Annotated in this window: 19 protein-coding genes and 2 pseudogenes; 16 read left to right on the forward strand and 5 right to left on the reverse strand. The window is 60.2% G+C overall.

All coding sequences use genetic code 11. The features are described 5' to 3' along the window. The first annotated feature begins 345 nt into the window (after positions 1-345). From F8N80_RS20350 to F8N80_RS20395, 10 genes are all read left to right on the forward strand, one after another. Positions 346-1,683 (forward strand): carbohydrate porin, encoded by a 1,338-nt coding sequence (locus F8N80_RS20350; RefSeq protein WP_150746504.1) that lies wholly within the window; start codon positions 346-348, stop codon positions 1,681-1,683. Positions 1,684-1,850: 167 nt separating this feature from the next. Continuing rightward, the gene (locus F8N80_RS20355) at positions 1,851-3,284 is read left to right on the forward strand and encodes a sugar porter family MFS transporter (RefSeq protein ID WP_150746505.1); all 1,434 of its coding nucleotides are present in this window, start codon (positions 1,851-1,853) and stop codon (positions 3,282-3,284) included. Between the two features lie 78 nt (positions 3,285-3,362). Beyond that, on the forward strand, positions 3,363-4,259 hold the full coding sequence (locus F8N80_RS20360; RefSeq protein WP_150746506.1) for an intradiol ring-cleavage dioxygenase: 897 nt from the start codon (positions 3,363-3,365) through the stop codon (positions 4,257-4,259). A gap of 55 nt (positions 4,260-4,314) precedes the next feature. Then, entirely contained in the window at positions 4,315-5,196 is an 882-nt protein-coding gene (locus F8N80_RS20365; protein WP_150746507.1) for a sugar phosphate isomerase/epimerase family protein, read from the forward strand. A 60-nt stretch (positions 5,197-5,256) separates the two neighbouring features. Next, complete coding sequence (gene iolG / locus F8N80_RS20370) at positions 5,257-6,252, forward strand: inositol 2-dehydrogenase (RefSeq protein WP_150746508.1); 996 nt, start codon at positions 5,257-5,259, stop codon at positions 6,250-6,252. 48 nt (positions 6,253-6,300) lie between these two features. Continuing rightward, complete coding sequence (locus F8N80_RS20375; RefSeq protein WP_150746509.1) at positions 6,301-7,392, forward strand: Gfo/Idh/MocA family protein; 1,092 nt, start codon at positions 6,301-6,303, stop codon at positions 7,390-7,392. Positions 7,393-7,527: 135 nt separating this feature from the next. Then, positions 7,528-8,598, forward strand: a complete 1,071-nt coding sequence (chvE, locus tag F8N80_RS20380) for a multiple monosaccharide ABC transporter substrate-binding protein (protein WP_150746510.1) — start codon at positions 7,528-7,530, stop codon at positions 8,596-8,598. Positions 8,599-8,637: 39 nt separating this feature from the next. Beyond that, a complete protein-coding gene (gene mmsA, locus F8N80_RS20385; protein WP_150746511.1) occupies positions 8,638-10,173 on the forward strand; it encodes a multiple monosaccharide ABC transporter ATP-binding protein in 1,536 nt (511 codons plus the stop codon). After that, positions 10,170-11,360 carry a multiple monosaccharide ABC transporter permease gene (gene mmsB, locus F8N80_RS20390; RefSeq protein WP_150746512.1) on the forward strand — a complete coding sequence of 397 codons (1,191 nt, stop codon included), beginning with the start codon at positions 10,170-10,172 and terminating at the stop codon, positions 11,358-11,360. Before mmsA ends, mmsB begins: the two co-directional genes overlap by 4 nt. 36 nt (positions 11,361-11,396) lie before the next feature. Next, positions 11,397-11,699, forward strand: a complete 303-nt coding sequence (locus F8N80_RS20395) for a Dabb family protein (protein WP_150746513.1) — start codon at positions 11,397-11,399, stop codon at positions 11,697-11,699. Positions 11,700-11,849: 150 nt separating this feature from the next. On the opposite strand, the gene F8N80_RS20400 is transcribed toward F8N80_RS20395, so the two are convergent. Continuing rightward, on the reverse strand, positions 11,850-12,794 hold the full coding sequence (locus F8N80_RS20400; RefSeq protein ID WP_150746514.1) for a LysR family transcriptional regulator: 945 nt from the start codon (positions 12,792-12,794) through the stop codon (positions 11,850-11,852). Positions 12,795-12,928: 134 nt separating this feature from the next. Here F8N80_RS20400 and F8N80_RS20405 point away from each other — a divergent pair, with 134 nt between their 5' ends. The 6 genes from F8N80_RS20405 (at position 12,929) to F8N80_RS20430 (ending at position 21,679) form a co-directional block, all read left to right on the forward strand. Then, positions 12,929-14,428: a CoA-acylating methylmalonate-semialdehyde dehydrogenase gene (locus F8N80_RS20405; protein WP_150746515.1), complete on the forward strand. Its 1,500-nt coding sequence runs from the start codon at positions 12,929-12,931 to the stop codon at positions 14,426-14,428. Positions 14,429-14,781: 353 nt separating this feature from the next. Further along, on the forward strand, positions 14,782-16,908 hold the full coding sequence (locus F8N80_RS20410; RefSeq protein ID WP_150746516.1) for a TonB-dependent siderophore receptor: 2,127 nt from the start codon (positions 14,782-14,784) through the stop codon (positions 16,906-16,908). A 374-nt stretch (positions 16,909-17,282) separates the two neighbouring features. Next, on the forward strand, positions 17,283-19,505 hold the full coding sequence (gene betT, locus F8N80_RS20415; protein WP_150784580.1) for a choline BCCT transporter BetT: 2,223 nt from the start codon (positions 17,283-17,285) through the stop codon (positions 19,503-19,505). 226 nt (positions 19,506-19,731) lie between these two features. Beyond that, positions 19,732-20,595 carry a sensor domain-containing diguanylate cyclase gene (locus F8N80_RS20420; RefSeq protein WP_150746518.1) on the forward strand — a complete coding sequence of 288 codons (864 nt, stop codon included), beginning with the start codon at positions 19,732-19,734 and terminating at the stop codon, positions 20,593-20,595. 168 nt (positions 20,596-20,763) lie between these two features. Next, entirely contained in the window at positions 20,764-21,162 is a 399-nt protein-coding gene (locus F8N80_RS20425) for a hypothetical protein (protein ID WP_150746519.1), read from the forward strand. 130 nt (positions 21,163-21,292) lie between these two features. Next, positions 21,293-21,679, forward strand: coding sequence for a nuclear transport factor 2 family protein (locus F8N80_RS20430; protein ID WP_150746520.1), 387 nt, complete (start codon positions 21,293-21,295; stop codon positions 21,677-21,679). Between the two features lie 12 nt (positions 21,680-21,691). On the opposite strand, the pseudogene F8N80_RS32220 reads toward F8N80_RS20430, so the two are convergent. The 4 genes and pseudogenes from F8N80_RS32220 to F8N80_RS20440 form a co-directional block, all read right to left on the reverse strand. Then, positions 21,692-21,769 (reverse strand): annotated as a pseudogene (locus tag F8N80_RS32220) (DUF6124 family protein); the annotation flags it as partial. Positions 21,770-22,102: 333 nt separating this feature from the next. After that, a pseudogene (locus F8N80_RS31685) lies at positions 22,103-22,346 on the reverse strand (hypothetical protein). Between the two features lie 156 nt (positions 22,347-22,502). Next, positions 22,503-24,935: an SAM-dependent methyltransferase gene (locus F8N80_RS20435; protein WP_150784581.1), complete on the reverse strand. Its 2,433-nt coding sequence runs from the start codon at positions 24,933-24,935 to the stop codon at positions 22,503-22,505. 2 nt (positions 24,936-24,937) lie between these two features. Then, entirely contained in the window at positions 24,938-25,681 is a 744-nt protein-coding gene (locus F8N80_RS20440) for a protein-L-isoaspartate(D-aspartate) O-methyltransferase (protein WP_224790723.1), read from the reverse strand. Positions 25,682-25,699 lie beyond the last annotated feature (18 nt).

The following is a 25,699-nucleotide window of genomic DNA, read 5'->3' on the forward strand; positions in this document are numbered from 1 at the left end:
CACAATGAGTTCTCAGCCAAGCCGTTCAAGTGGAATAAAACAGCTGAAGCCATTATCAGCTCGGTACACAAGGCGAAGCTGAGCGTGATAAAAAATAAATTAATGAATTAGCCGCTCAGGCCACTAGAGCAGTTTTTCGCCAGGCGGAATACACATTTATTATTTTGATGGGTATTCAGTCTGGCGAGTGCAAACTATGCTCCGCTGCGCTTGAACAGTTGAACTTCTCTTGTTCAAAAAGAAGTTGTCAGTTTCATTTAATAGTACTCAAGAGTACGACTATATAAGCGTCTGCTATCGCCTGCGCGTTTAAAAATAAAACCAATAATAGGAAACGTTAAGCCCATGAAAAACTTTGCCAAGTGCACGGTTGCGGTCAGCTTTTGCCTGCTGGTTCCCGGTCTTGCCAATGCCGCCAATGAACCTTTTGCCCAGGATTCGCGCTGGATGACCGGTGATTGGGGCGGGATGCGCAGTGACTGGCTGGACAAGGGGGTTGATATAGAGCTGGGTTACACCGGGGAGATGGCCGCCAATGCGCGCGGCGGTTATGACAAGGATCATACGGCTCGCTGGACCGAGCAATTTGCACTGGGCTTCAGGGCCGACCTGCAAAAAATCCTTGGATGGGAAAACTCGAAGTTTCAGTTCACCGTCACCGAGCGTGACGGGCGCAACCTGACCAATGATCGCATCGCTGATCCGCGAGTGGGAGGTTACTCCTCGAGCCAGGAAGTTTATGGTCGCGGGCAAACCTGGCGCCTGACGCAAATGTGGCTCAGCAAGGGCTGGCTGCACGGGGCGCTGGACGTGAAATTTGGCCGCTTCGACGAAGGCTCGGACTTTAACAGCTTCCCGTGCGACTTCCAGAGCACGCCATTTTGTGGCGCCCAGGCGGCGAACTGGATTGGCGACATTTGGTACAACTGGCCTGTCAGCCAATGGGCCCTGCGCACACGCTACCAGTTCGCTCCCGAGTGGTATGCACAGATCGGGGTGTTCGAGCAGAACCCCTCGTTACTTGAAACCGGCAACGGTTTCAAACTCAGTGGCAGTGGCGCCAAAGGCGCGCTGATACCGGTTGAGTTGGTCTGGAGCCCCACGGTCAACGCACTGCCCGGAGAATATCGGCTGGGCTACTACAAGAGCACGGCCAACGCCGATGACGTACTGGAAGATCGCAATGGCAACCCCCAGCCCGCCACCGGCGATCAGTTCAAACAGCACTCGAGCCGTCACGGTTACTGGTTTGTCGCCCAGCAGCAATTGACCGCTCGCGACGGCGACAGCCGGCGCGGGCTTTCGGTGTTCGCCAACTTCACCGCGCACGACAAGGCCACCAGCCGGGTCGATCATTTCATTCAGGCAGGCATCGTTTACAAGGGACCGTTCGATGGCCGGCCAAAAGATGATCTAGGCGTGGGCATCGCTCAAGTCCATACCAACTCGGACTATCGCCAGCGAGCCCGCTTGCAGAACGAACAGAACGGCATTGCCGATTACAAGGATCCGGCCTATCTGCCCCTGCAGTACAACGAAGTGAGCAGCGAGATTTATTACGGGTTCCACGTCACCAATTGGCTCACCGTGCGGCCCAACCTGCAGTATGTGAAATATCCCGGCGGTGTACGCGAAATCGACGCTGCAGTGATCGCCGGTCTCAAGGTCCAGGCGAAGTTCTAGCCCGGCAATGACCCCGCCACGATCAAAGGACCCGAACCTTGGCGGGGCTGACTACAGTTTTCCACCAGGCGGAAAACACATTTGCCGTAGAGGCATTTTTTTTCCGTTTCAATGGCAGTAGTCTCAATTCCACTGAGTGTACAAATAATTTCAATAAGGTTGACCTCATGTCCAACAATCAAAATGCCTCCAGCGGTTCGTCGAAGATTCTTTGGCGTATCGCAGCCATCACCACCATGGGGTCGCTGGGATTTGGTTACGACACCGGCGTGATCTCCGGGGCGCTGCCGTTCATGACGCTTGATGTCAATCAAGGCGGCCTTGGCCTGACGCCCATGACGGAAGGGCTGGTGGCGTCCTCGCTGATATTTGGTGGCGCTTTCGGCGCACTGTTCGCCGGTCAATTATCCGACCGCTATGGCCGCCTCGGTGTACTCAAGGCCCTGGCCATATTGTTTGCACTGGGGGCGCTGGGTACCGCTGTAGCGCCGGATATCTGGTCCATGGTCATCACCCGTTTCATCCTCGGTATTGCCGTTGGCGGTGCGTCATCGACCGTTCCGGTATTGATCGCCGAGTTGGCAGCGCCCAAGCACCGCGGTCGGCTGGTGTGTCAGAGCGAGTTGATGATCGTCTCCGGCCAGTGCCTGGCCTACATCACCAGCGCCGGTCTGGCGCACTTGTTCGACAGCCCGTTCATCTGGCGCTACATGCTCGCCATTGCGCTGGTCCCGGCAGTGCTGCTTTACGTCGGCATGCATTTCGTACCCACCTCGCCACGCTGGCTAGTCAGCAAAGGGCGTATCGCCGAGGCCAAGACCACCTTGGCCGGCATCCGGGACACCCAGCGCGAGGCGGACCGCGAGCTCAAGGAAATCATTGCCCAATGCAACGTCGAACGGCACCACAGCGGCGTGCTCGGCAAGCTCAACGAACCCTGGCTGCTCAAGCTGCTCGCCATTGGTATTGGCTTGGGCTTCGTTATCCAGTTCACCGGCGTCAATGCGTTCATGTACTACACGCCGATGATTCTCAAAGAGACTGGCATGGGTACTAATGCCGCACTGGTCGCAACCATCGGCAATGGCGTGGTGTCGGTGATTGCCACCTTGATCGGCATGTGGGTGATCAACCGCATGGGCCGTCGCTCGATGCTGCTGCTGGGGCTGACCGTCGTGGTGCTGGCGCAGATCTTCCTCGGTGTCGTGCTCAACTTCATGCCGCATTCGCTCGTGCAAAGTTACCTGGCGCTGTCCGGCGTGCTGGTGTTCCTGTTCTTCATGCAGATGTGCATCGGCCCGGTGTACTGGCTGCTGATGTCGGAGCTGTTTCCGACTCACGCCCGGGGCTTGATGAATGGCATTTCAGTGAGCGTATTCTGGATCTTCAATGCCATTGTCGCCTTCGTCTTCCCCGTACTGCTGAGTGTGATGGGCGGCATGACCTTCTTCCTGTTCGCCGTGGTGAACATCGGCTCGATCATCTTCTGCACCTTATGGTTGCCAGAAACCAAGGGACTGACTCTGGAAGAAATCGAACAGCAGATGAAGCAGCGTTTCAGCGGGCGTAAATGGCGCGCTGTCGACGTCAAAGCGTATTGAGAACTGCCATTGCACAGGCCGGCGCCCCACTTCAAAAGCCGGCCGGCCTTCAAGAATAACGACCAAGGATTTCCCATCATGACTGCTTACCTGGACACCGACATCGCCATTGGCGGCCTTTTCGAAGAGGAACATTCCGCCGAAATCGTCAATGCCCGAATCTCTGCCGACGCCAACCCGCGCCTGGCGCAAGTCATGGCGGTACTGACCCGGCATTTGCATGCAGCCATCAAGGAAATCGAGCCAACTCACGATGAGTGGTTCAAGGCCATCGAGTTCCTGACCCAGACCGGCCAGATGTGCACCGACTGGCGTCAGGAGTACATCCTGCTGTCGGATGTGCTGGGGGCGACCATGCTGGTCGACGCGATCAACCATCGCCGGCCAAAAGGCGCGACGCCCAATACCATTCTCGGTCCGTTCTACGTGGCCAATGCGCCGCACTACGAAAACGGCGCGAACATCTGCCTTGACGGCAAAGGCGAGCCGACGCTTGTCAGCGGGCGGGTACTGGATACGAACGGCCAACCGATTGCCGGCGCGACCCTGGATATCTGGCAGACCAATGACGATGGCTTCTACGACGTGCAGCAGAAAGGCGTGCAACCGGAATACAACCTGCGCGGGCTGTTCACCACCGATGCCGATGGCTACTACGCGTTCCGCACGGTTAAGCCGCGCCATTACCCGATCCCGGCCGACGGTCCCGTAGGCAAGCTGCTGGGGGATTTGGGTCGGCACCCGAACCGCGCAGCGCATCTGCATTTCATCGTCACCGCCAACGGTTACGACCAGGTCATCACCCACATCTTCACGCCCGACTGCCAGTACTTGCACGAGGACACCGTGTTTGGCGTGAAGAAAGAATTGATTGCCGAGTTCACCACTCAAAGCGATCCGGCAGTCGCTGAACGCTACGACTTGCCCGTGCCGTTCCTGGCGGTCAATTGGGACTTTGTCCTGACCCCGGCCTGATTAAACGACAACTGTTAGCGACCGTCCTCAAACCACTCACTCGAAAGTGATCGTCATGCCAAATAACAATGTTGAACTGCTTGCTGCTTATTGGACCCTCGCTGGCGATACCTACCCCGGCGCTCCCAGCGAAATCAGCCCGTTCTCCCTGCAGGAGCGTGCGCAAGCCGCCGCGAAAGCCGGTTGGAGGGGTATGGGTTTCGTCCATGCCGACCTGCTGCACAACGTCGACAAGCTGGGCATTTCAACGGTGCGCAACATTCTCCAGGACAACGGCATCAAACATGTTGAAGTCGAGTTCCTGACCGACTGGCACCTGGATGGAGAGCGCCGTGCGGCGTCGGACAAAATGCGCGACGAGCTGCTGGAAATTGGCGGCGAACTGGGCGCGCGCAGTCTCAAGGTCGCTGGCGGTCTGTTCGAGGACGGGCCACCGGATGTATCGCGCATGCGTGAAACCTTTGCCCTGTTATGCGATCGGGCTCAACCTTTCGGCGTCAACGTGGTGATCGAGTTCCTGCCGTTTTCCAGCGTCTGCACCATCGACCGCGCCATTGCCGTGACCGAGAACGTGCGCCCTAACGGTGGACTTCTGGTGGACACCTGGCACGTCGCGCGTGGCGGCATGAGCTTCGATGAAATCGCCAAGATTCCCCTGGAGCTGATCAAGTCCATCGAGCTGGATGACGCCAATCACGCCATCGTCGAAACCCTGTTCAACGACTCCACGCACCACCGCCAACTCTGTGGCGAAGGTGCATTGGATGTACCGGCATTCATCCAGCAGGTGGTCAATGTCGGCTACCGCGGGCCTTGGGGTGTCGAGCTGATTTCTGCCGAATTGCGCAAGCTGCCGTTGGAAGTGGCGGCAAAGAGAGCCTTTGACACAACGCTCGCACAATTCGAAGGCATTAAATTCCCTGAGCTGAAGCGCTGAATCACGCTGACGTTTCGCTCAACTACACCATCGAACAATAGAGTTTCAAGGAGATAACAAATGGTAGGTATCGCAGTTCTCGGCGCCGGTCGTATCGGCAAGATTCACGCAGCCAACGTGGCTGCCAGCAAGTTCGCCAAACTGGTAGTCGTGGCGGATCCGTTCGCCGATGCCGCTCAGAGCCTGGCCGATGCCTTCGGCACCGAAGCCATGCTCGACTGCGAAGCGGCGATCGATCGTGATGATGTCCAGGCCATCGTCATCGGCACCCCGACCCACACCCATATCAGCCTGATGCTGCGCGCCGTGCGCCAGGGCAAGGCGGTGCTGTGCGAGAAGCCGATCGACCTGGACATGGCCAAGAGCCTGGCCGCGGTGGAAGAGGTGGAGCGCCTCAATGGTCGGGTCATGCTGGCGTTCAACCGTCGCTTCGAGTCTACGTTCGCCGAAATGCGCGCGGCCATCGATGCCGGCGATATCGGCGAAGTGCGCCAGGTGATCATCAGCAGCCGCGACCCTGGTCTGGCGCCTGAAGACTACATCCAGCATTCCGGTGGCATTTTCCGCGACATGACCATCCACGACCTCGACATCGGCCGTTGGTTGCTGGGCGAGGAGCCGGTCGAACTGACCGCCATCGGCAGCCGCCTGATCGATCCGCAGATGATGGAAAAATACGACGACTACGACACCGCGATGGTGCAGATGCAGACGGCATCGGGCAAACAGTGCCATATCAACAACTGCCGCCAGGCGGTCTATGGTTACGACCAGCGCATCGAAGTGTTCGGCTCCAAAGGCATGCTGCAGATGGATAACCTGCGCCCGACCACCATCCGTCGCTGGAACCAGGATGTCACCGATGCGCGCGAACCCCTGCTGAACTTCTTCCTCGAGCGTTACCAGCAAGCCTACAAAACCGAGCTCGATGCCTATATCGACGCGCTGGTGAAGGGCACTCCGATGCCGACCACCGTGCAGGATGGCCTCAAGGCGCTGCAGCTGGCCGATGCCGCTGTGGAATCGGTGAAGACCGGGCGCGCGGTCAGGCTCTGAGCTTGAACGGTCATTCGCTATCTCGGACTCGAACACCTGGAGAACATCATGTCTTACAAGCTTGAGAGTGGCGCCACCATTGGTGTGGCCTGCCTGGGGATTACCCACCCACACACGTCGGGCCGCGTCAAAGCCTTCAAGCGCATACCCGGCGTGCAGTTCCTTGGCGCCTACGACGACAGCCCTCTGCTGGCACCGTTCTGCGATGCGCTGGAATTGCAGGCGCGCAGCAAGGAAGAAATCCTCGCCGACCCGAACGTGCATGTGGTGCTGGTGCACCCCAAGAGCTACCTGATGGCCGACTGGACCATCGAAGCGCTGGAGGCCGGCAAGGCAGTACTTTGCGAAAAACCGGCGGGCCGCGGCACCATCGATACCACCCGCATCGTCGAAGCGGTCGAGCGCACCGGCGGGTTGTTCCAGGTCGGCTACTGCTGGCGCTACGCGCCGTCGGTGGAAAAAATGCAGCAGGTGCTGCAAAGCGGTGAAATCGGCAAGGTCCTGCAGGTTCGCGCGCACGCCGGCTGCTCCCACGACGAGGCCGACACCAACCACATGAAGCAACCGGGCGACCGTGGCGGTGCCTTTTATGTGATCGGCTGTCACACCATCGACCGTCTGCTGCTGCACTTCGGCATGCCAAAATCGGTCAATGCGCGGATTAGCAAATTCGCCGGGCAGATGAGCGATTCGGCGCGCGAAGACGCAGCGGGTGCGGTACTCAACTACGATGATAAGTTGATCACCATCGATTTCATGTCCTGGGACCCGATGCCCTGGACCGAGAGTTGGGACATTACCGCCTACGGTACTCACGGGGTGATGCATTCCACGCCGATGCCGGCGTCGTACAAGCTGTACCACGATGGCAAGAATGGCCATCAGCAAGGCTGGACGCACTGGAACGAGAACAGCTTTCCGGAGATCTGGGCGGTGCGCAAAACCGTCTATTCCCCGGAAATCGCCGAGATCGGCAACCCGGTGTATTTCGATCGCGAAGCCGCTGCCTTTGTCCAGTCGTTGCGCACTGGCAGTCCTTCGACGGTACCCGCCAGCCAGGCACATAACATCAACGTGATACTCGAAGCGTTGTTCGAGTCCGCTGAATTGAATGGCCAGGAAGTCAACCTGGCTGGATAGCGACTTGTAGCTCTTCAGGCGAAAGCTGCGAAGACGAAAACTCCGTAGGCGAAATGACCCCGCCGGCTCTGTAAACAGAGCCGGAAGGGGATTTGCATCCCCGAGAAATGCCAACAACAAAAAAAAGAGGACACCATGCACAAGATCATCAAGGTTGCCGCGGCAGTAGTGTTGGGCCTGGCCGTCAGTGCCTGCGACAAAACCGAAAACAGCACCAAGGGTACCATTGGCATTGCCATGCCCTCGAAAACCGAAGCGCGCTGGGTGTCGGACGGTAGCAGCATCGTCGACTCGCTGAAGAAACTCGGTTACGACACTGACTTGCAGTATGCCCAGTACGAAGCGCCGACCCAGCTGTCGCAAATCGAAAACATGATGGTCAAGGGCATCAAGGGACTGATCGTCGCGCCCATCGATGGCACGACCATGGCCGATGTGCTCAAGCAGGCCAAGGAAAAAGGCATCAAGGTCATTTCCTATGACCGGCTGATTCGCAACACCAAGGATTTCGACTACTACGTCACCTTCGATAACTACCGCACCGGCGTGTTGCAGGGGCAGTCCATCGTCGACAAGTTGCAACTCAAACAGGGCAAGGGCCCGTTCAACCTGGAAATCTTCGCCGGCTCCACCGACGACAACAACGCCCATGTGGTGTACGCGGGGGTGATGTCGCAGCTCAAACCCTACATCGACAGCGGCAAGCTGGTCATTCGCAGCGGCCAGCAATCCATCGACAAAGTGGCCACTCCAAACTGGGACGGCGCCCAGGCCCAGGCGCGCATGGATAACCTGCTCAGCGCCTTCTACGGCACCGCTCACCTGGATGCGGTACTGGCCATGAACGATCAGATCGCCAATGGCGTGGTGTCTTCATTGCGCGGTGTGGGCTATGGCACGGGCAAGGCGGCGATGCCGATCGTGACCGGGCAGGACGCGGAGATTTCCAGCATCAAGTCGATCATTCGCGGCGACCAGTCCTCGACCATTTTCAAGGACACCCGCGCCCTCGCCGAAGCCGCCGCGCAGATGATAGACGCGTCCTTGACCGGCAAGACCGTCGTGGTCAACGACAGCACCTCCTACGACAACGGCAGCATGATCGTGCCGACTCAATTGCTGACCCCGCAACTGGTCGATGGCGACAACTGGCAGAAAGTCCTCGTCGATGACACCAAGTTCTACACCCCGGAGCAGTTGCGTTAAGGCAACCCTCGATCGGTGCAGGCTGGCAGGAGAGAAGAAATGACAAAAACAATTCTCGATATGCGCGATATCCAGAAATGCTTCGGCCCGGTGAAGGCACTCAGCCGGGTCAACCTCAAGGTCGGCGATGGCGAAATCCATGCGATCTGCGGTGAGAATGGCGCCGGCAAATCGACCCTGATGAAGATCCTCAGCGGCGTCTATCCCCATGGCAGCTTCACCGGCGAAATCGTCTTCGATGGCGCGCCGCGAACGTTCCAGGGATTGCGCGACAGTGAGGCGCTGGGCATCTGCATCATTCACCAGGAACTGGCCCTGGTGCCCATGCTGTCGATCACCGAGAACCTGTTCCTCGGTAACGAGATCGCGCGTCATGGCGTGATCGACTGGGATCAAGCGCACCAGCGGGCCCGCGAATTGCTCGCCCGGGTCGGCCTCGATGCCCGGCCGCAGACCCTGGTGGGCAACCTCGGTATCGGCCAGCAGCAGATGGTGGAAATCGCCAAGGCACTGGCCAAGGATGTGCGCCTGCTGATTCTTGACGAGCCGACCGCGAGCCTCAACGAAAAAGACAGCGACACCTTGCTCAAGCTGATGCTCGAGCTCAAAGGGCGCGGCATCACCTCGATCATCATCTCGCACAAGCTCAACGAGATTGGACGGGTGGCGGACGAGATCACCGTGATCCGTGATGGCAGCACCGTCGACGTCATCGACTGCCGCGGCGAGCCCATCGATGAAGGCCGGGTGATCCGCTCCATGGTCGGCCGCGAACTGTCGGACCGCTATCCGAAGCGCGTTCCTGCCATCGGCGAAACGCTGTTCGAGGTCGAAGGCTGGTCGGTCGGCGACCCGGAGCGTCCCGGGCGCGACCGTATCCGCAACATCAATTTCCACGTGCGTCGTGGCGAAGTGGTGGGCATTGCCGGATTGATGGGCGCTGGCCGGACTGAATTCGCCATGAGTGTTTTTGGCCGCTCCTATGGTTCGAACATCCGCGGTAAAGCGCGTCTGGAAGGACGTGAAGTCGACCTCGGCACCGTGCGCAAGGCCATCGACCAGGGTTTGGCGTACGCCACCGAAGATCGCAAGGGCGCCGGCCTGGTGCTGGGTGAAAGCATCAACCGCAACACCAGCATGGCCAACCTGGCCGCCGTGTCCAAACGCTGGGTGATGAACGAACTGGCCGAGACCGCGGTGGCGGTTGATTTCCAGGCGCGTCTGCGCATCCGCAGTCCGGACGTTTTGCAGACGGTGGACAAGCTCTCGGGGGGGAACCAGCAAAAGGTCGTGTTGGCTAAATGGCTGTTTTCCGATCCCAAGGTCTTGATCCTGGACGAGCCCACCCGCGGCATCGATGTCGGTGCCAAGTACGAGATTTACGCGGTGGTCAATCAGGTGGTCAGCGAGGGCAGGGGCGTCGTCATGATTTCCTCGGAAATGCCCGAGCTGCTGGGTACCTGTGACCGCATCTATGTAATGAATGAAGGGCGCTTTGTCGGCGAGTTTCCGATCGCAGAGGCATCGCAGGAAAAAATCATGCACGCAATCATGAAAAATGAGGTGATCCAGTGAGCGAAGTAAGCGTACCTCTCACATCCAAACCAACGGCGCTGACGTCATTCAAGCGCGGCGCTCGCGAATACGGTCTGCTGGCATCGTTGATCGTCATCATGGTGTTCTTCCAGGTGGCTACCGGCGGGGCGCTGATGCAGCCGCTCAACCTTACCAACCTGTTGTTGCAGAACAGCTACATCGTGGTCATGGCGCTGGGCATGCTGATGGTGATCGTCTGCGGCCACATCGACCTCTCGGTCGGTTCGGTGGTCGGCGTGATCGGCGCGCTGGCCGCGGTGCTGATGGTCCAGTATCGACTGGATTTCTTCACCGTAACGGTGATCTGCCTGGCGGCAGGTGCGCTGATTGGTGCAGCACAGGGTTATTGGGTGGCGGTGTGGGGCATGCCGTCGTTCATTGTCACGCTGGCCGGCATGTTGATCTTTCGCGGTGCGACCATCGCCATATCCCAAGGGCAGTCGATCGGCCCGTTTCCGCCGGCGTTCTCGGCGATCAGTTCGGGGTTCATTCCCGATGTCTTTGCCCATGAACATCTGCGCATTACCTCCTTGCTGCTGGGGATTGCTGTCGCAGCCGCGTTCTGGGTCGTCGAGTATCGCAGTCGTAGACGCACCCTCAAGAGCGGCGGCAATGTCGCGCCCATGGCCCTGTTCGCGCTGAAGAATGGCCTGGTCGCGGCGCTCATCGTGTACTTCTGCTACCTGCTCTCGACTTATCGCGGCATCCCTACGGTGCTGGTGATCATGAGCGTGTTGATCGGTGTGTACACCTTCATCATGAACCGCACCGTCATCGGCCGCTGGATCTACGCGGTGGGTGGCAATCTCAAGGCCGCCAAGCTGTCGGGGATCAACACCTCGCGGGTGACCTTCTTCGCCTTCGTCAATATGGGCGTGCTTGCCGCGGTGGCCGGGTTGATTTTCGTTGCCCGCCTCAACAGCGCGACACCGCGTGGTGGTACCGGGTTCGAGCTGGATGTCATCGCTGCGGTGTTCATCGGCGGTGCCTCGGCGTCCGGCGGGGTTGGCAAGGTGGTCGGCGTGGTGATCGGCGCCTTCATCATGGGTGTGTTGAACAACGGCATGTCGATCATGGGTATCGGCATCGATTACCAGCAGATGATCAAGGGCGCTGTGTTACTGGCGGCGGTATTCGTGGATGTTTATCAGAAGAGCAAGAGTTGATATGGCAGGCATTACTGATAGCGCAGGGAGGCAGGGATGATCAAGCACATCGTCATGTGGAATCTGCAAGGAGACACGCCTGAGCAGAATCGGCAGGCCTGCCTGTTTCTGAAGGAGCGTTTCGAAGGGCTCGCGGGGCTGATTCCGGGCCTGTTGAAGATAGAGGTCGGCGTGGATATCAGCCAGATCGACTATGCCTGCGACGTGGTGCTCTATACCGAGTTTGACTCTCAAGAGGCGCTGGACGCTTACGCCAGTCATCCCGAGCACTTGCGGGTGAGAGGCGAGCTGGGAAGTTCACGTATCGCGAGACACCAGGTCGATTACGTTCCGACTTAGCTTGAGCGACGCCGTTGATTCGGTAAGTCCGTCCAACTCACCTTGCGTGATTGAACGGACGCTCGCCCGGCAACGCAATCCCCCAGGTACCTGGTGTTCAGCCCGCCTCCCATCCCCACCGATCCCGCAACACCGATGTTCGAAACATGGTCACGCCGTGCGAAATCCGCCCGCAAGCTTCTGCTTCAAGTAATCGACCAGCGCCGTTACCGATTTCGGCACATGGGGCGAGTAAGGCCGAATGAGGTAAATTTCGTCGGCAAAGGCCCCCTTCAACGTCCAGTCCCTGAGCACTTGCACCAGCTTGCCGCTGGCCAGCGCGGCATGGGCGCTGAAGTCGGGGAGCAGGGCGATACCCAAATGGCTGAGCGCCGAGTCGCGCAACGCTTCGCTGTTGTTCGTGGCAAAGCTGCCCGCGATCGGCACGGTGATGCGCTCGACGTCTTTGGTGCCTCGTCTGGACCGCTCGAAGGTCCAGGCGGGCTGATCGGTGCCGCGCGGATAATAGAGACAATTGTGGGCTGGAAGCTGCCCGGGCTCTCGGGGTTCGCCCTCGCGTTGCAGGTATTCCCTGGTGGCGACCAGTACTGAAGAGGTGTCGCACAGTTTCCAGGCCACATGCGTTTCCGGCACCTGAAAACCGTGCCTCACCGCCAGGTCGTATCCCTCGGCGGCCAGTGAACTCAACGCATCGGAAACATCCAGCTGGATGCGCACCTGCGGATACTGTTGGAGGAATTCTGAAAGGTGGGGCACCAGTTGTTGTCTGGCGAAGGCAACGGGTGCGGTCAAGCGGACCAGGCCCCGGATTTCCCCGGCGGAGTCCCTGACAGATGAAAAGCTGCGGGCAATGTGCTCATAAGCGCTGCGCACTTCCCGGGTCAATGACAGCCCGGCATCGGTAAGCCGCACGCTGCGCGTGGTGCGGGTGACCAGGCGTGTGCCGGTGGCCTTTTCAAGGTCGCTGATGCGTTGGCTGACGGCGGATTTACTCACCCCCAGGCGGGTGGCGGCGGCGGTATAGGTGCCTTGTTCCTCCAGCACCGACAGCCAGTGGATGTGCGTCCACAGCCCTTCGATCTCAGACTTTTCCATATTCTATTGTTCGCGTATGAGGACAATGAGTTCTCAATTCTGCTCTGGTTTTGAACAAAGTGAAAGCCTATCGTGGGTTCTGACGCTGGCTCGCCAAGGTTGCCAGCCTCGACTACCCACCGGGATAAATTGCCATGACCCTTACCATCGAGCACTTCATCAACGACCAGCGCGTTTCCCGCGATGATCGCTATCAGGACGTCTACAATCCGGCCACCGGCGAGGTAACCGGACGCGTCGCACTGGCCAGCCGCCAGACCGTGTCCGAAGCCGTCGGGGCGGCCAAGGCCGCGTTCGCGTCGTGGAGCGATACCCCGCCCATCCGCCGTGCCCGCGTACTCTTCCAATACTTGCACCTGCTGCGCGAGCGCAAGGACGACCTGGCCCGCATCATCGTCGCCGAACACGGCAAGGTCTTCACCGACGCGCAAGGTGAAGTGGACCGCGGCATCGATATTCTCGAATTCGCCTGCGGCATTCCCAACCTGCTCAAAGGCGATCATTCCGACCAGGTCTCCCGAGGCATGGATAACTGGACCATGCGCCAACCCCTGGGCGTCGTCGCAGGCATCACGCCGTTCAACTTCCCGGTCATGGTGCCCATGTGGATGTACCCGGTCGCTATCGCTGCCGGCAACACCTTCATTCTCAAGCCGAGCCCGACTGACCCGAGCGCGTCCCTGTTCATGGCCGAGTTGCTTCGCGAAGCCGGGTTGCCGACCGGCGTATTCAACGTTGTACAAGGCGACAAGGAATCGGTGGATGCACTGATCGAGCACCCGGACGTCAAGGCTGTCAGCTTCGTGGGCTCTACGCCCATCGCCCAATACATCTACGAAACCGGCGCTCGCCACGGCAAACGCGTGCAAGGCCTGGGCGGTGCGAAAAACCACATGGTCGTCATGCCCGATGCGGATATCGACCGTACCGTCGATGCGCTGATCGGTGCCGCTTATGGCAGCGCCGGCGAACGTTGCATGGCCATCTCGGTGGCCGTGCTGGTCGGCGACGTGGCGGACAAGGTGGTCGCGGCATTGACCCAACGCGGTCGCGAATTGAACATCACCGACGGGCGGGACTTGAAGGCGGAGATGGGACCGATCGTTTCGCGAGCTGCCCGTGAACGAATCACCGGGTACATCGAACAAGGCGTGGAGGCGGGTGCGCAGTTGCTGCTCGATGGCCGTGACTATGTACCGGCCGAGCCTGGCCTGGAGAACGGGTTCTGGTTGGGAGCGACACTGTTCGACCACGTCACTGCCGACATGAGCATCTACCGCGAAGAGATTTTCGGCCCGGTCCTGGCCTGTGTGCGCGTACGCGACTTTGCCGAGGCGGTGAACCTGGTCAACGATCATGAGTTCGGCAATGGCGTCAGTTGCTTCACCCGCGATGGCAACATCGCCCGCGAATTCAGCCGTCGCATCGAGGTGGGCATGGTCGGCATCAACGTGCCAATTCCCGTGCCGATGGCCTGGCATGGCTTCGGTGGCTGGAAGAAGAGCCTGTTCGGTGACATGCATGCCTATGGGACGGAGGGCGTGCGTTTCTACACCAGGCAGAAATCGATCATGCAGCGCTGGTCGGAGAGCATCGAACAGGGCGCCGAGTTCGCGATGCCTGTCTCCAAATGACGTGAGTATCACGCTTTTCCTCCCCTGAGGGACCGGGCTTTACCTTAATGCCAGTCAGTTAAGACGCAGAACCTGTGGGAGCGGGCTTGCTCGCGAAAGCGGTGTGTCAGGCGACATCAATATTGACTGGGCTGCCGTCTTCGCGAGCAAGCCCGCTCCCACATTAGGTTCCGCGTCTTGACTGACTGGCATTAGGGCTTTACCGGGTCCCTCAGGGGAGGGGCCTTCGGAGGACCTTCAGGAAAACAGTACCGTCCACCGGGCCGAGGGTGCGTGGCCGCGAGGGTGTTTACTGAAAATACATCGCATCATACAATGAGAATCATTATCTAAAAAACATCGAGTGCGAAGTCTTGAGCCATCCCCCGTCCTTTGCCCGTCGCAAGGGCTTTCTGAAACATGCGTTGCCCACCCTGTCCTGTGTGATGTTTACCAGCCCCCTATGGGCACAGGAAGCCGTCGTGCTGCCGGCCACTGATGTTCAGGCGAGCCGTGTCAGCCAGGACGCGGGCTACACCACGTCCCAAGCGAGCACGGCGAGTAAAAGTGATGTGCCGATCAAGGAAGAGGCGCAATCGATCAATGTGGTCACCCAACAAACCCTGGCCGACTATCAGGTGCGTTCGCTGGACGATGCCATGAAGTTCGTCAGCGGCGTCAGCCAGGGCAATACCTTGGGCAATTCCCGGGACTCGATGGTCAAGCGCGGTTTCGGCACCAACGATGACGGCTCGGTTCTGCGCGATGGCGTGCGTTCCAATCTGGGGCACAACTTCAGCGCCACCACGGATCGTATCGAAGTGCTCAAAGGGCCTGCGTCGCTGCTCTACGGCGCGCTGGAGCCCGGCGGGTTGATCAACGTCATCAGCAAGCAGCCCGAATACACCCAGGGCACAACCCTGAGCGGCTCAGCCTATAGCGAAGGCGGTGGTACCATGGCCCTGGACACCACCGGCCCTTTGGGGGACTCGGGCCTGGCCTATCGCCTGATCGCCGAACGTGGCCATGAGGATTACTGGCGCAACTACGGTGTCAACGAGAGCACGCTGGTCGCGCCGTCGCTGAGCTGGACCGGCGACCGCGCCAGCTTGACCTTGAGTTACGAATACAACGAATACTCCAATCCTTTTGACCGCGGCACCGTGTTCACCAACGGTCATCCGGCAGACATCGACTACGACCAGCGCCTCGACGAACGCTGGGCGAAAAGCGTCGGTATCCGCGAAGTGGCCACCGCGCGTTTCGAGTATCAGCTGAGTGACGAGTGGAAAACCCGGGTGACCTACGGCTGGAACAACGACCGCTACAGCCTCTCGATTGCCCAGCCGAGTTCGTTGACCGGCAACAATCTGCGGCGTGCTGCCAACGGCGCTCACTACGACGATGAGACCCGCTACGCCAGCTGGGACTTCATCGGCCAGCAGGAACTGTTCGGCCAGCGCCATGACCTGCTGATCGGCGCCGACACCGAAGCGTCCGACCAGTTTCGCGGTAAAACCTACCGCAATGCCGCGCAATCGGGCTTCGACATCACGTCGCCGGTTTATGGCCGTCTGGCCGAACCCAGCCTCGTCAGCGCCAGCCAAAGCGACCTGAGCAACCAGCTGACCTCAAGCTCGGTGTACTTCAAGGATAACTGGCACCTCGACGACCGCTGGATCCTGGTCCTCGGTGGTCGCCAGCAACATTACGACCAGTACAGCGATCAGGGCCGCGGCAGCAGCTACACCGTCAACCGCGACGATAACGGCGACGCATTCGTGCCGTTCCTGGGCCTGGTCTACAAGGCCACCGAGACCCTGTCGCTGTACGGCAACTACAGCCGTTCGTTCAAGCCCAACACCGATGTCGACGATGCCGGCCACACCTTCGATCCAGAGGAGGGGCGCAGCTACGAGGTCGGCGCCAAGTACGATCCGCTGCCAGGGTTGAACATCAATCTGGCCTTGTTCGACATCATCAAGAAGAACGTCGTGACCACCTCGACGGTCGATGGCGCCAGCCTCTCGGAGGCGGCGGGCAAGGTCGGTTCCCAGGGCCTGGAACTGGACGTCACCGGGCGTGTGGCCGAGCGCTGGGACCTGATCGGCACCTACGCTTATACCCACACGGAAATCCTCGACGATCCGGATGACGAAGGTCACCGCCTCGCCAATGCACCGAAGCACACCGCGAGCCTATACCTGACGCATCACCTGAACGTCCCGACGGAATTCGGCGCCTGGCATGCCGGTGCCGGTGCGCGCTACGTCGGTGAGCGTGCCGCGAACAACGCCAACGATTTCTGGCTGAGCAGCTACACCGTGGCCGACGCTTTCGTGCGTTGGGAGGTGCCGACGTTCGGGTACCAGACCTCGCTGCAGTTCAACGTCGACAACCTGTTCGATAAACAGTACTACCCGTCCTCCACCGGCAACCAACTGGCGGTCAACGTCGGCGAGCCGCGCACGGCACGTCTGAGCGCCAGTGTGACATTCTGATCGCACTGCATTGATGTGCGGCCCCGTTCCGCCCGTGTAGTCGGCGGAACCGGGGTTGGTATGGGTTAGCTTGTCATGACCTATAAGGGCTATACGGCCCGAGTCCGCCCAATCCGCCGGCAAAAGCCTGAACCAGTGTCTTCCGAGCACGGCACGCTTGCCAAGGGCTGTGGCGTATCGGATGGATTCACTACGCAATTTTTCAGTGTACTTCTAGCCTTCTTCTATAGTTTCCTGGAGTTTCTCTTCATCTGTTCCTGATTGACTCCCGCCATTGTGAAGGCCTGATGTTCATGCAGGCAGGTGGTCGCCAAGCTCATCATTGCGTTATCAGCCCCTGAGGGGGCGGCACATGCCGAGTCAGGAGTAAGACCATGCCAGTCGAGCCATCCGACAACGAACGCTCCGAAGCCGCCCAGCCGAGTTTGCAAGCGCCGAACGCCCAGGCAGCGAAGTCGCCCCCGCCACTTGAGCGCAGCCGATTCGGCGGCACGGAACGTCGGCATGAGCGTCCGGCCGACGACGACGACGCGCCGGTGTCGCGCAGCGACCTCAGCAAGGGGCCCCAGGAGGTCATCGAGCATCGCGAGGCCTACATCAACTGGAGCGTTCTGCTGATCTCATCGGTGGTGATCCTCGCCTTTTCGATCTGGGCCATCCTTACACCCGATCACGCGCGTATGACGATGAAAATGGCGGTCGACTGGATCGCGACGAACCTCGGTTGGTACTACGTGCTCACGATGACGCTGGTGATCGGTTTCGTGCTATGGGTTGCATTGTCCAAGGAAGGCGACGTCCGGATCGGTCCTGACCACTCGCGGCCGCAGTACAAGCTCGTGACCTGGGTGGCGATGCTGTTCGCCGCAGGTGTCGGTATCGACATGCTCTTCTACTCGGTCACCGGCCCTGTCGTGCAGTATTTGTATCCACCCTCCGGCGAGGGCAGCACCGCCGCTGCGAGGCAGAATGCGGTTGTCTGGACCATGTTCCACTACGGCATCGCTGGCTGGGCGATGTATGCGCTACTCGGCATGGCGATGGGGTACTTCGCCTACCGGTGGGGCATGCCGCTGTCGATCCGGGCGGCGCTTTACCCGTTGCTCGGCAAGCGCGTGCGCGGTCCCTTGGGCGACGGCATCAGCATCATCGCGCTGGTCGGTACCGTGTTCGGCGTCGCCACGTCCATGGGCATCGGCGTCGTACTGCTGAGCGTCGGATTTTCGCTGATTTTCGGCCTGGAGCAGGGCCTCACCCTGCAGATCGCGTTGGTCATCGGCGCGGTGGTCCTGACCATCGCGGCCACCACGTCCGGTGTCGACCGTGGCATCCGCTGGATCGCCGAACTGAACCTCTGGAGCGCCGTGGCGATGATGGTCTACATCCTCGTCACCGGACAAACGGCGTTTCTCTTGAATGCCCTTGTCGAGAACATCGGCCAGTTCATTGTCACGTTCCCCGCTCGCACGCTGCAGACCTTCGCCTACGAGCCCGGGGGCGCCGAGTGGATGAGCGGATGGACCCTGTTCTTCTGGGCGTTCTGGCTGGCGTGGGGGCCTTTCGTCGGGGTCTTTCTCGCCCGTATTTCGCGGGGGCGCACGCTGCGCGAGTTCGTGATTGCGGCCATCACCGCACCGGTACTGTGCGACTTCATCATCGTCTCGCTGTTCGGCAATTCCGCTCTGTTTCAGGTGCTGCAGGGCAACATGGCGTTTGCCGAACTCGCGGTCCAGAGCCCGGAGCAAGGTTGGTACGCACTGCTGGGGATGTTCCCGGGTGCGACGTTCCTGATCTGGCTGGCGACGCTCTCGGGGCTGCTGTTCTACCTCACGAGCGCAAACTCGGGCGCAATGGTGATGTCGAACTTCTCGGCCTCGATCCCGGATCCGTCGCACGACGGACCGAGTTGGCTGCGCATCTTCTGGGCCGTGCTCACTGCGGTGCTCACCGTGGCGATGCTGTTCGCAGGGGGGGTGACGACAATGGAGTACGCGACGCTGATCTTCGCGTTACCGGTGACGATCATCGCCTACCTGGTGATGGGGTCCTTCTACAAGGTGCTGCGAATGGAGCGGGCCGAGCGTGAGGGGAGGGTGCTGCGAAGACCGTCCATGGCCCCGATCGGCGGTCACGTTCCAGAGCGGTCCTGGAAGCAGCGACTTGAACAAATGCGCGCGTACCCTTCGCTGCGGCAGGTCACCCAGTTTCTTGATCGGACTGTGCAGCCGGCGCTCGACGAAGTCGCCGCTGAGTTTCGCAACCAGGGTTACGACGTCGAGCGGGACGCCATGACCCATACGAGCGGCGTCAAGGAGCCAATGCTGCGGGTGTCGATGAACGCCTACCGTGACTTCCACTACCACGTCGCGATTGTCGAGGCACCGGTGCCGATGTTCAGTAGCCGGATGTCACGTGAGACCGACGTCTACTACCGGCTCGAGGTCTTCACGCAGACCGGTTCTGGCGGCTATGACCTGATGGGCCTCACAAAACAACAGGTCATTGACGACGTGCTCGAGCGATACGAGGCCCACCTCGCATTCCTCACCTTCTCCACGGAGACCGATACCGCGTCGGTACTCACTCCGCCGATCTAGCCAAAAATACCGGCAAAGCGGCCGGTTTCACGAGGCTCAAGATCACCTGGCAGTGCCTGGCCAGTCATTCGAGTCAGATCGCGCAATGGAATACTTGACGCATGGTATTGGCAAAGTTAACTGTTACCTGACTTTGCGCATGCCTGCTGGAAGCCTGCAGGACTCCTCGCAGCCGCCCTTCGCGATCAGGCTATGATCAAGCTATCTGAACCGGACTCCCTGACCTATGCCCGTTGATTTGCAAGAGCTCTACCCCAGACTGATCCATCTGATGCTCGACACGGTCTTCGTGGTTGACAGGGACAACCAGATTGCATTTGTGAGTGATGCCTGTGAGGCCCTGCTCGGTTACCGCGCCGACGAGCTGACCGGCACCCCGATCACCGACTATATGCATCCTGACGACCTGGCGGTCACACGAGCCTCCATTATCCGGGTCATGAACGGTCAACCCCACTTCGATTTCCGCAACCGATATATCCGCAAGGACGGAGGCATCGTACACATCCTCTGGGCTGCCTTCTGGTCCGAGGAGGTGGGAGCGCGGATCGGTGTCGCCCGGGACGTGACGGCCCTCAGCCAGGCCGAGGAGGAACTGCGTTTCCTCGCCCATCATGATCCCCTGACAGCGCTGACCAATCGGTCGCTGTTCAATGATCGACTGGACTCGGCCCTTCGCGCTGCACACCGCCAAAAGAGCACGCTGGCGTTGCTGTTTCTGGATATCAATGACTTCAAGGGAATCAATGATGTCCATGGACATGCAGCGGGCGACCGTGTGCTCTGTGTGATTGCACGCCGGCTGGAAGGCTGCGTACGTGAGACGGACACGGTGGCCCGGATGGGCGGTGATGAATTCACTGTCCTGTTGACGGATCTGCAGTCGGAGGGCGCCGTTTCCGAGAAGATGGCGCAGATTCTCGCGGTCATGGCCGAGCCGCTGGGCCCTGAATTCGGCGGGATCAAAATGCCGTCCTGCAGTATCGGCGTGGCCTTTTATCCCGCGGACGGGGAGGATGCGGATACGCTGCTCAGCCATGCGGATGACGATATGTACCGGATAAAAAGGAACCGCTCTGCGGCGGGGTGACGAGCTGGCGGGGTATCAGTTTTTATAGTGCTGAATATTTTGCATTTTTCTGCATTATAGAGGGTAGTGCTATTAAGTTTATCGTGATTCATTATAGTGTCGGCCTGCTGCCTGTCTAGTATCAGACCTGCATTCATATTGTGTTCACGATAAAAAAGGTGAAAGGTTATGAATAAGCTGATCCTTTGCGCAGCGGTCATACTATGTATGGCGGGTTGCTCATCTTCTGGCAATAAAGCTGCACTTGACGCCCATGCCGATGCGCCTGCGAACGCAAAACAACTCAGTGGTAGCGAAATAAACTCAACGGTCATAGGTCGAAAACACTCCAGCGTAACGTCGACCGGGTATCCTTTTTCTGAAACATTACTCGCCGACGGAACTGCAAGGATCCAGATTTCCAGCGAGTCCATGCAATCAGGTAATTGGGTTATCACAGAGGACGTAATCTGCATTACTTATCAAAAGTACGGTAAAGAATGCAATAAAGTCCTGAGTGATGGGAGCACAATTTGGTTTGTCGATAGTATGACAAATAAAACCAACAACAAATTTACCGCCAATTAGAGAGGGGAGTATTTTGGTCTGGCTGATAATCTTTCAGGATGACATTAGAGCAAACGATCGAATGTCAGCCTGAACGAATGGTGCGATTGATCTCAAGTGGTTACCAGACGTTGCCTCAGGAGAAAATATCATGAGCAACAATATCAAAGCTGTGTCGACCCGTGACTACAACGCTGTCGCCGCATCTGCTGGCAAATACGTTGAAGGCCTGAGGACGGGCAGTGCGGATACCCTCGCTGAAGCCTTCCATCCAGACGCCGTGATGTACGGCTTTTTGAACGGGAAACTGCTGGGCGGCCCGATTGGAAATCTCTACGCATTCGTCGAAGCGAATGGCGATGCTCCCGACAGCGTCGCCCGAGTGGACATCTTGGCAATCACGCCGACCACGGCCGTTGTCCGGGTCGACATGGAGAAGGACGCCATTGGCGCTGACTATAACGATTACCTGACCATGATCAAAATCGAAGGTGAATGGAAAGTAATCGCCAAGGTCTTCCACCAATTCGGAGCTTAGTCACACGATGAACTCGTTTGGTTTGTTTGAATCGGGTCCGTATCGGGATACCGGATCGGTGTCCGGCGGATTGGGCGTGACCTTGAACATATGCTGATTCTCCATGCTAGGAGCCGCAGCCATATCGCGACTAAACGAAGGTGGCGGCTGTGTGCAGGTTAGTCGACCGGTGAGAATCAGCATTGCCGGCGCGCCGAAGCGCCCTACACACAGCCACCATTGAGTACAGATACAGAGATACTGACTTAATGATGCTTGTGAATCTTGCTGAATAACACCGGGCGACTAAACCCGATCACTGATGAGCAGTGACGCGAATCAAGTTACCGGGCAACCCCAAGGCGCACAAGCCGGCGGATTCTGGCGTAACCGTAGGCAACGACGCAAGGTTTTGTAGCTTTCAGGAAACAAGCAGTAGGACGCTTAAACACGCGTCTTGCGCGGATGTTTAAATTGAGCGAACGAACATTTCTGCACGCCTATTTTCCGCACTCGACCGACACCACAGGTATCCGGCGTACCACCGGATCGGCCGGCGTAGCGAATGCAGTTATTTCAGGGGGTTCTTGCGCGCCATGCTCAAGGTGTCTCCCCAGGCGAAGCCGCCCTCGCCGGAGGTGGGGAGCGACGCGCGGCACGGGAATCGTCGGCTACAACGTGCAGACATAGAAGTGTTTCCCAGTCACGAATAGCTTTAACCCTTCATCTGGAAAAAGCCCTCGCTGATCGACACGGTGAGACGTGTGAACTGCGGCAAAGCGGCGTTCCAACAGGCCATCCGTCTCACCAGGGTCTGTTGACGTTTAGCTCCGAACCGCCGCGATCAGGGAAACGCGACCGCCGCCGCGAGATACAGCAGCAACGCCAGTAGCAACACCACGGTGAAGCCCAGGTGGATCGCCAGCAGGGTCGCCACCACGGCCGCCACCACCGATACGCTGGCGTTGACGCCCCAGGCGATCGGCACCAGTGCTTCGGCGCGCGCGGAGACGCGCCCGAGTCCGAGCGGAAACGGCATGCCCATGGCGAACGCCAGCGGCGCTACCAGCGCGGCGCAGATGCCGAACCTGGCGAGGGTCCCCACCGGCGCCAGCAGCTGGAACAACGGGGGCAGGGCGATCAGGTAGAGCAGGGCGATCGCGCAGATCGCCAGGACTGGCCGAGCGATCGGATGACGGGGCCCCACACCCGTTCCAATGTCCCCCCGCCGCCGGCCGGAGTAACGGCTGCCGAGGCCAGCGAAGATCAGGAACGCGCTGAGCGTTACCGCCACCGAATACAACGGGTGGCTGAGGAAAAGGGTGAACTTCTGGATGAAGGCGATTTCCACGAACATGAAGGCGAAGCCGATAGCGGCGAAGTAGGACACGACCCGCAGTTCGAACCTGGCCAAAGCCGCATTCCGAGAGCGCCGCTGGCGCCGCCGCGCCACCCATAGCGGCGCCAGGATCAGCAGCACGGCGGCCACGCTGGACTGCAGCAGCGTGGCGATCAGCACCGGATAGCCCCACTCCAGCATTGACAGGCCGCCCTGCGCCTTCAGCGCCAGCAGTTCCGGCAGCGAGCGCCACTTGAAGAAGTGGAAGAAATACGGCCGGTCATCCATGGTCGGACGCACGTCGAACTTGTAGCGTGCCAGGAACTCCGCGCGCTCGCCGGACAGCAGGGCCTGCGCCGCTTCGAAGAACCAGGGCCGGTCGAGCAGGTTGTAGCGGTTCGCCTCGGCCACGGTCATCCCGGGGTAGTAGGCCAGGTCGAAGGAGCGCGCCCGGCAGAACTCCCGCAGCACGGCGATGCCGGCGTCGTCGAAATCCCTGTTGCTGACCAGCAGCGTCGCGGTCTTCCAGCCGCGGATCATGACGATGCGGCGCGCCGCGCTGGCCTGCCCGTCGCGCTCGATGGCCGCGGCCGCGGTGACCAGCAGCCTGGGAACATCGCGCGGCGGCAGGGTTACCCAGCGGGTGATGGCCAACAGGCCGCCGGGCGCGAGATGGCGCAGGTACTCGGCGAAGGCATCCACCGTGTACAGGTAGTTCTCGGACAGCGCATGCAGGCCGCCCGAGGCGGTGCCGAAGGAGTCCAGCAGGGCGATCTGGATCAGGTCGTAAGGCTCGCTGCGCGAAGCCACCAGGCCGCGCGCCTCGCCGATCAGCACACGGACGTTGGGCGCGCTGTACGGCTTGCCGGAGAAGTTGGCGAAGCGGCGCTGGACCAGATCGATCACCTGCGGGTTCAGTTCGATGGCATCCACGGCGCTGGCGCCGTGGTACATCGCCTGCAGCACATCGGCGCCGGCGCCGCTGCCCAGCACCAGCACGCGGGGTTGGTGCAGCAGGTGATAGGGCAGAGCCGAGGTCAGGTAGTCCAGGTCGGCGAGCGGCTCGCGGCGCCCGTCATAGCGGTTCAGCACGGAAAGGCCGTCGCCATCGGTGAAGATGGCCAGTTGTGCGGGCGGTTCCTGCGTCGCGTTGAGGCTCAGGCCCGGCGCGTGGCGCAGGGGAATGGTCGGGCTGTCGACGACCGTGAGCAGGCCCAGCGGACTCCAGGTCTGGGCGATTGCGCGCGCATCCTTGATACGCAGCGTCTGGCTCAGTTCCTTGTACTCGGAGGGCGACAGGGCGATCCAGCGCCCGGGCACGCCGACCGGCACCGCGACTGCCGCCGCCAGCAGCAACGGCACGAGCCAGTGCCTGTGCCCCGTGCAAGCCATGCCGGCCAGCGCCCCGGCGGCGATGCCGGTGCCCCCCAGTAGCCGCAGCGCATCGACGGGCGTCAGGGCGAACAGCGCGGCGACGATCGCCAGGCTGCCCACGCCGGCGCCGAGAATGTCGAAGGCGTAGATCCGATGAATCTGTTCCTGAAAGCAGGTGAAGGTCAGGCAGATGGACACCGCCGCGCAGAAGAACGGCACGAACAGCAGCAGGTAGATCATCAGCAGGCGCGCCGACTGCCGTGCGTCCCAGAGGATCTCGAGGGGATTGAACGGAACCTGCTGGGCCAGGCTGAAGCAGGCGATGGCGCTCAGCCCGAACAACACCGCGCCGCCGATGAACACGCCGTGGAAGCGCGGCGCCAGCACAGGCCGCGCCAGCGCCACGGCGGTGCCGGCAGCGCCGTAGCCGAGCAGCGCGACGCTGATCATCATGTAGGCGAAATGGTGCCACTGGATGATCGAAAGCAGTCGCAGCAGCAGCACCTCATAGCCGAGCGCGGAGGCAGACAGCAGCGCCAGGGCGAGCAATGGCGGCGAACGCATGTTCAACCGCCTCCGACCAGCGGCACGAAGCGCACAGGCAGCACCTGCCGGGTGGACACACTGCCATCGCCGGCCTTCTCGATCAGCAGCAGGTACTGGATCATGAACGGCGCGCCGACCGGGATTACCATCCGTCCGCCGGCCTTGAGCTGGGCGATCAGTGGCGGCGGCACATGGCTCGCGGCGGCGGTGACGAGGATGGCGTCGTAAGGCCCGTGCTCGGGCCAGCCGTGGTAGCCATCGCCCAGCCGGGCCTGCACCTTCGCATATCCCAGCCGGCCCAGGCGCTCCCCAGCCTGCACTACCAGCGGCTCGATGATCTCCATCGTGTAGACCGCCTGCGCCAGCTCGGCGAGGATCGCCGCCTGGTAGCCCGACCCAGTGCCGATCTCGAGTACCACGTCGCCGGGCCCGACCTGCGTCAGGTCGGTCATCAGGGCGACGATGTAGGGCTGGGAGATGGTCTGGCCGTAGCCGATCGGCAGCGGGCGGTTCTCGTAGGCGTAGGGCACCTCGTCGGGCGGGACGAACTTATGGCGTGGCACCCTTGCCATCGCGGCCATCACCGGCGCGGCAAACTCGGCCCTGCGGGTTTCGTCGCGGGTGACGGACGACATGTCGGCGATCTCCCGCACCATGGCGTCGCGCAACGGCGCGAACGGGTCGTCGGCATGCAGGCCGGCGGATGCCAGCGCCAGAGCGATAGCAGGCGCCAGGATGCGCGTCAGAAACATCACCGGCTTCACAATGACTCCTCCGCCTGA

Origin of the sequence: Pseudomonas fluorescens (assembly GCF_902497995.1) — a bacterium.
Taxonomy (GTDB): Bacteria; Pseudomonadota; Gammaproteobacteria; order Pseudomonadales; family Pseudomonadaceae; genus Aquipseudomonas; species Aquipseudomonas fluorescens_BK.

Bases quoted from the DNA above. Each gene is read 5' to 3' on its own strand.
- F8N80_RS20395 (WP_150746513.1), top strand. From the start codon at position 11,397: ATGATCAAGCACATCGTCATGTGGAATCTGCAAGGAGACACGCCTGAG.
- F8N80_RS20375 (WP_150746509.1), top strand. From the start codon at position 6,301: ATGTCTTACAAGCTTGAGAGTGGCGCCACCATTGGTGTGGCCTGCCTG.
- F8N80_RS20365 (WP_150746507.1), top strand. From the start codon at position 4,315: ATGCCAAATAACAATGTTGAACTGCTTGCTGCTTATTGGACCCTCGCT.
- F8N80_RS20360 (WP_150746506.1), top strand. From the start codon at position 3,363: ATGACTGCTTACCTGGACACCGACATCGCCATTGGCGGCCTTTTCGAA.
- betT (WP_150784580.1), top strand. From the start codon at position 17,283: ATGCCAGTCGAGCCATCCGACAACGAACGCTCCGAAGCCGCCCAGCCG.
- F8N80_RS20425 (WP_150746519.1), top strand. From the start codon at position 20,764: ATGAATAAGCTGATCCTTTGCGCAGCGGTCATACTATGTATGGCGGGT.
- chvE (WP_150746510.1), top strand. From the start codon at position 7,528: ATGCACAAGATCATCAAGGTTGCCGCGGCAGTAGTGTTGGGCCTGGCC.
- F8N80_RS20400 (WP_150746514.1), bottom strand. From the start codon at position 12,794: ATGGAAAAGTCTGAGATCGAAGGGCTGTGGACGCACATCCACTGGCTG.
- F8N80_RS20435 (WP_150784581.1), bottom strand. From the start codon at position 24,935: ATGCGTTCGCCGCCATTGCTCGCCCTGGCGCTGCTGTCTGCCTCCGCG.
- F8N80_RS20430 (WP_150746520.1), top strand. From the start codon at position 21,293: ATGAGCAACAATATCAAAGCTGTGTCGACCCGTGACTACAACGCTGTC.
- mmsA (WP_150746511.1), top strand. From the start codon at position 8,638: ATGACAAAAACAATTCTCGATATGCGCGATATCCAGAAATGCTTCGGC.
- F8N80_RS20350 (WP_150746504.1), top strand. From the start codon at position 346: ATGAAAAACTTTGCCAAGTGCACGGTTGCGGTCAGCTTTTGCCTGCTG.
- F8N80_RS20405 (WP_150746515.1), top strand. From the start codon at position 12,929: ATGACCCTTACCATCGAGCACTTCATCAACGACCAGCGCGTTTCCCGC.
- iolG (WP_150746508.1), top strand. From the start codon at position 5,257: ATGGTAGGTATCGCAGTTCTCGGCGCCGGTCGTATCGGCAAGATTCAC.
- F8N80_RS20420 (WP_150746518.1), top strand. From the start codon at position 19,732: ATGCCCGTTGATTTGCAAGAGCTCTACCCCAGACTGATCCATCTGATG.
- F8N80_RS20355 (WP_150746505.1), top strand. From the start codon at position 1,851: ATGTCCAACAATCAAAATGCCTCCAGCGGTTCGTCGAAGATTCTTTGG.